The sequence below is a fragment of the Dietzia aerolata genome (genome assembly GCF_014144865.1).
In the GTDB taxonomy this organism is placed as follows: Bacteria; Actinomycetota; Actinomycetes; order Mycobacteriales; family Mycobacteriaceae; genus Dietzia; species Dietzia aerolata.
In genome coordinates this window covers 1-4,999 of record NZ_JAALDM010000141.1, presented here as the reverse complement: position 1 = coordinate 4,999, position 4,999 = coordinate 1, and the positions used below count along the sequence as shown (strand labels likewise).

Below are 4,999 nucleotides of genomic sequence, written 5' to 3'. Positions count from 1 at the left end.
GCCAGCGCGCCGCCGGGCCGGCGGCCAGCGCGGACCCGGCCTCGCCGGCGACTGACCACACGACGCCGTAGAGCCCGTGATGGGCGGGAACGCGTTCGCGGAGGAACCAGGCCACCCGGCGCGCAGCTTCCGCCGCCATCAGCGGCCACCGTCAGTGACCACCACCGTCGCCACGGTGGCGACCTGGTCGTCCTGGACGAACTCCACGCGGTATTCCTGTGCGTCCCGTTCGTGTGTGCCGTCGTCGCCGGCCGGACCCGCACCCGACTGCGCACCGCCGTAAGGCACGTCCGCCGACTCCTCGGCGGGGATCTCGAGCGTGCGGATCGTCACCGGCCGGTCATAGTCGGCGAAGGACACGAACTTCGCGTCCACCCGGCTGACCACCTTTCCGGCCCGGTCGGCCGGGTCGATGGTGAGAAGAGCTGCCTGGCGTGCGGCCTCGAGGAGGAGCATCCCCGGAATGTGATCGAGCGGGTGGTCGAAGTGGACGGGATGGGTGACGTCCACAGCCAGGACCAGTTCCCCGGGTGCGGCGCCCTCACGGGAGACGACCGAACTGCGCGGGTCCAACCGGAGCACCTCCGATTCAGCCACGGTCGGTGGCAAGGGCAGAGGCGTGGCGGGCTCGTTCTGAGCGGGAGGCTGCGCACCGCCCTGGGTCTGTGCCCGCATCGCTCGGCGTAGTTCGAGGAAGCTGTCCCTCGAGACCCACGAGTAGGTGCCCCATGCGCGGCCGACCGTGCCGGCCTCGTCATCGGTGATATCGATGGACGCGCGTAGGCCGGTGACGGGACCGTCGCCGTTCTCGCGATACTCGCGGTCTGCGGTGACCCGGACCCGCAGGTCCAGTGGCTGCCCGTCGAACGCCGGCGGCCCCGAGGAGAATTCGGCACCGAAGCTGCGGACGACGAAAACGTCGCTTCGCTTGGCGCCGAACGCGGTCTGTCCGCCCGCGATGCACGCCTGCCGCACGCCCTCCATGAGGTGGAACAGATCCAAGTGACCCCATTGGGCCCCGACGTGGTCCGAGTGAAGGGGATGCATCCGGGCCATCTGCACAGCGGCCTCGAACACGCGGCAGCCCTCGTCATCGATCGTCGCCGGACCGATTCCGGTGACGAAGAACTCGGCCTCGGATCTGCGGTGGACCATCGACCGGTCGACTCCGCCGCGCGGTGCGGCGATGGGCCGCCCTGGATCCCACGCCGACGCCGGCGGGTTCGCCAGCGCCACCGAACCGCTCGGTGTGCGCATCGGCAGACACCCGGCCCCGGCCACGAGCAGCGGCCACTGCAGGTCCTCACGGATCGACTCGTGCAGCAGCCTCCGGCACAGGTTTGAGTCGGACTCGCCCCGGCGACGCAACGGTTGTAGAGCCTCCCAGGCTGGCTCCTCTTCGGTCGAGAAACCGCCGTGGGCCTCGTCGAGCTCGTCGGCGATCCGGCGAGCCTCCGCCGATGCATCGTGGCCGGTGACCACCCGCTCGAACGTGCGCTGTCGTCTGCGGGCGGGGAAGTACACACCCAACTCCCGAAGCGCGTCCGCGGGCTCGTCGGCGGAGTGAACCTGGTTGAGCAGGTAGGAGCCGCCGGGGAGCACGCCCCGGAGGTGCTCGAGACGACGCAGATGCGGTGCTGTCGGGCCCTTGAGCTCGGTCAACTGCACCGCGCACGGCCACTCGTCATCGGTGTCATCAGATCGTCCGAGGACGAGCAGCAGCGCGGGGGAGAGCCCGCAGAGCAGGTCCGCCAGGAGCCGCCGTTCTGCCGAAGCGATGTTCCACTGGTGGTACCACAGCGCCCGGATCCCGTTGTGGTCCATCGACACCGCGGCGGCGTCGTGGATCTCAAAGCCCGAGCGCAGTGCCCAGTCCACGACCGTGCGTGCCGAGCCCGTCGCGATTCCGTCCGGCTTAACCAGCAGCGTGGCCATTCCGCTGCCAATTCGTGCGGCGTCCGAGGTGAGCTCGAACAGTTGCTCGGCGGCCTCGAGAAACCACGTGTCGCCGGTGTAGACGCGGACCTTGCCCGGGTCCCGCGTCCACGACCGCACCAGCGCGTTGCTGATGAGGACCTCCGTCGCCACGGGTGGCGCGGGAGGATAGGGAGCTGACTCTGCGGTCGCCGCGGTGGCCTCGGCCGCCGTTGTCGAGGCAGCCGTGTGGCGCTGGGTTGCAGACCGTGCCGATGAGGGCCGTGTCTCGGTCATGTCGCACCTCCTGATGCGTGGGCGGCGACGACAGCGTCGACACCCGGGAGACCGTCGGCGAGATAGCCGGCGCGAATGCAGTCATCAACGAGGAGCCGGAGCAGGTCCGGGCCGCTCGGGGGCAGGGAACCGCCCGTCTCGGCGAGCAGTTCGCGCACCGCGGAGGTGCCGAACCGCACCGTGCGGTCGAAGTAGGCGATGTAGTCACGGCCCACGCGCTCGTAGTACATGCGCTCCCGCCGTTCGAGCTGGTCGACGGAGAACGAGGCGGCGGGGACGAAACGGTTGACGTGGAAGCACGGGTACTCGGACAGCACATCAGAGACGTCCCGCAGCGAGATCATGTCCGCGCCGACGGCGTGGAACACACCGCCCGACACGCCGCGGGTGACGACGTCGGCGATCACCCTGGTGACGAGGTCGATCGGCGCGAGCGCGAGCGTGGCACCGTAACGCCCGGGCAGCGTACGCAACTTGCCCTCGGTGATGAGCTTGAGCACCAGATAGAGGTTTCGGTACTCGCGCAGTCGGCCCGTGCGCGAGTCACCGCACACGATCCCCGGGCGCACTACGGCCACTTCCAGACCGTCGTCGGCGGCGCGCCGCACCACGAGTTCTGCCTTGAGCTTGGACTCTTCGTACCCGTTGTCCAGGGGTTGCCCCTCGTCGAGCATGTCCTCGCTGAACGTCGCCGCGGGCCCGGCGACAGATTCGAAACGACCACACAGGTACGACGTGGACACGTGCACCAGTCGTGCGCCGATCCGCTCGGCCAGCGCCACCACGTGTTCGGTCCCCGCCACGTTCAGCGAGTCGTACACCTCCTGCGGTGCGGCGAAGTCCGTGGTCGCCGCGGAGTGGACGATCGTGTCGACCGCACCCAACAGACTCGCGTCCTCGCTCGACAACCCCAGGTCCGGTCGGGTGACGTCTCCGCGCACCACGATCAGGCGCGGGGAGTGGATCGGACCATCAGCATCGACGAGCACAGTGGTCCGGTGCACCAACGCCAGAACCGTGCAGCCACGGGAGAGCAGTTCCCGGCACGCATCCGTACCGACCAGCCCGGCGGCCCCGGTGACCAGGACGACGCGGCTCATGACCCGGCCCCCTGCGACCCGGAATCGGGAACATGGCGGTTGATCAGGGACACGACGTCGCCCACGGTCCGGACGGCGGCGAGGATCTCCCGGTCGAACGGGGGCAGGTCGAAGGTCTCCTCGAGCGCCATCGTCAGCTCGATCAGCCGAAGTGACTGGTAGCCGAGGTCCTCGACGAGTCGGGAGGCGTCGGCGAGGTCGCCGTCGCCCCCGGAGATCTCCGACTCGGGGGCCATGGCGCGCACCAGTTCCACCACCTGATCGCGGTGAGCTGTCCCTCCGGTGCTCGGATCAGTCATCGTCACCGTGTACCTCCTCATGTGGTTGACGGCCGCCGGTCTCCAACAGGTCGCGGGCCTCGTCGAGTGGGATGCGGGAATCGAGGTGGGCGCCGATCCGGAGCCAGTCGTAGGCGATCCCGATCGTGCGGCCCCACTGGGCGCCGCCGTCGAAGGACGATGGGAAATCCTCCCCGCAGGCGATCACCCGGATGCGGTGGGTCAGCGTCTCGAGCCGGTTGCGTGCGGCTTCAGGGTCGGCGGCCATGCGCTCCGGCGAGGTCGGCTCGGCCCACAGGGCTGCCACCTCGTCGGCGATCGCCCGGATTTCCGCGGTCGGTGCGCACAGTCGGCGGATATTGCGTGCGGGATCGGTGTCCGCGGGCAGGGGATAGATCCCCGAGGCGGACAGCAGCGCGCGGACGGCGGTGGCGATCTGACGCCTGGCCGCCGCTGAGGCCACACCCCACTGGCTGTCGCGAATGGCGCCGTCCAGATCCTCCCGGGCGTTCTCCAGGACGATGTTCGCCCACACCAGACCCAAGCCGCAGGAGGCGAATCGCGCGCCGGTTAGTGGTGCGAACCAGGGGACCTCGTTGCCACCGTCCGCAGTCGGTGGCGGGGTGGCGCCGTCGAGTCGGACCATCGTCTGTGCCGGTGCGACGGTGGGGAACGACGGTTCGGCCGCGCTGCACATCGCGATCGCGGGCTCCACGCGCACCAGGGGCCCGGTCGGTACCGCGGGGACCAGGCCGAATCCGATCAGCCCGGCGTCGACACACTCGATCAACGCGGGCCCGATGCCGGGGTCGCGTCGCAGGTGGTCGTCCAGACCGCGCCCGGGAACCATCGAGCGCCAGTGACCGGCTGCGGGCCCGTCGAACACCGCGACGGCACCGGCCGGGTGCAGCACGTGGACCCGGTCGCCGATCATCCACGTGGTGACGCCGGGCTCGCGCACGACCACCAGCGACCCCGCCTCGGGCACCGATCCGGCGTCCAGGGCGCGGGCCAGCGACGTCCAGCCCTCGGGGTCCCGGGCAGCGCCCAGGGAGGAGCGGCAGCGGGCGGCGAGGTCGGCATCCGGCCCCCCGGTCTGCTCGACCCGGGCCAGCTGCAGGTCAGTCCACTTGGATTCGATGTAGGTCTCGCCGCGCAGCGCCAGCCACGCCTTGGCCAGCTGGAGGACGCCCTCGCGGGCCCATCCGTCCGCGTCCGAGCCCGGTCCGTCCTCGCCCAACAGGATCGCCGAGGCCACCGAGCGTGCCATGCAGTGCCGGCCGCGCACCCGCCACCAGTCGGCGGTCAACGCGGCGAACGCCGACCGATCCGGTGGGGCCGCCTCGGCGAGTGCCGGTGAATCCACCACGATCCGGGCGCCCAGTAGACGCTGGCAGCGGTTGAGCAGGT

The 4,999-nt window shown here is 70.3% G+C and carries 3 protein-coding genes and 1 pseudogene; all 4 read right to left on the bottom strand.

Features of this window, described 5'->3' with window-relative positions:
* Positions 1 to 138 precede the first annotated feature (138 nt).
* On the bottom strand, positions 139 to 2,088 hold the full coding sequence (locus G6016_RS09440; protein ID WP_182632417.1) for an AfsA-related hotdog domain-containing protein: 1,950 nt from the start codon (positions 2,086 to 2,088) through the stop codon (positions 139 to 141).
* A gap of 119 nt (positions 2,089 to 2,207) precedes the next feature.
* Entirely contained in the window at positions 2,208 to 3,311 is a 1,104-nt protein-coding gene (locus G6016_RS09435; RefSeq protein ID WP_182632416.1) for an SDR family oxidoreductase, read from the bottom strand.
* Entirely contained in the window at positions 3,308 to 3,610 is a 303-nt protein-coding gene (locus G6016_RS09430) for a phosphopantetheine-binding protein (RefSeq protein WP_241730045.1), read from the bottom strand. The genes G6016_RS09435 and G6016_RS09430 overlap by 4 nt, the downstream gene beginning before the upstream one ends.
* Positions 3,603 to 4,999 (bottom strand): annotated as a pseudogene (locus G6016_RS09425) (hypothetical protein); the annotation flags it as partial. The pseudogene G6016_RS09425 and the gene G6016_RS09430, both read right to left, overlap by 8 nt.

What these genes read in the sequence shown, in the direction of transcription:
- G6016_RS09430 (WP_241730045.1), bottom strand. Translation starts at nt 3,610, where the DNA reads ATGACTGATCCGAGCACCGGAGGGACAGCTCACCGCGATCAGGTGGTG.
- G6016_RS09435 (WP_182632416.1), bottom strand. Translation starts at nt 3,311, where the DNA reads ATGAGCCGCGTCGTCCTGGTCACCGGGGCCGCCGGGCTGGTCGGTACG.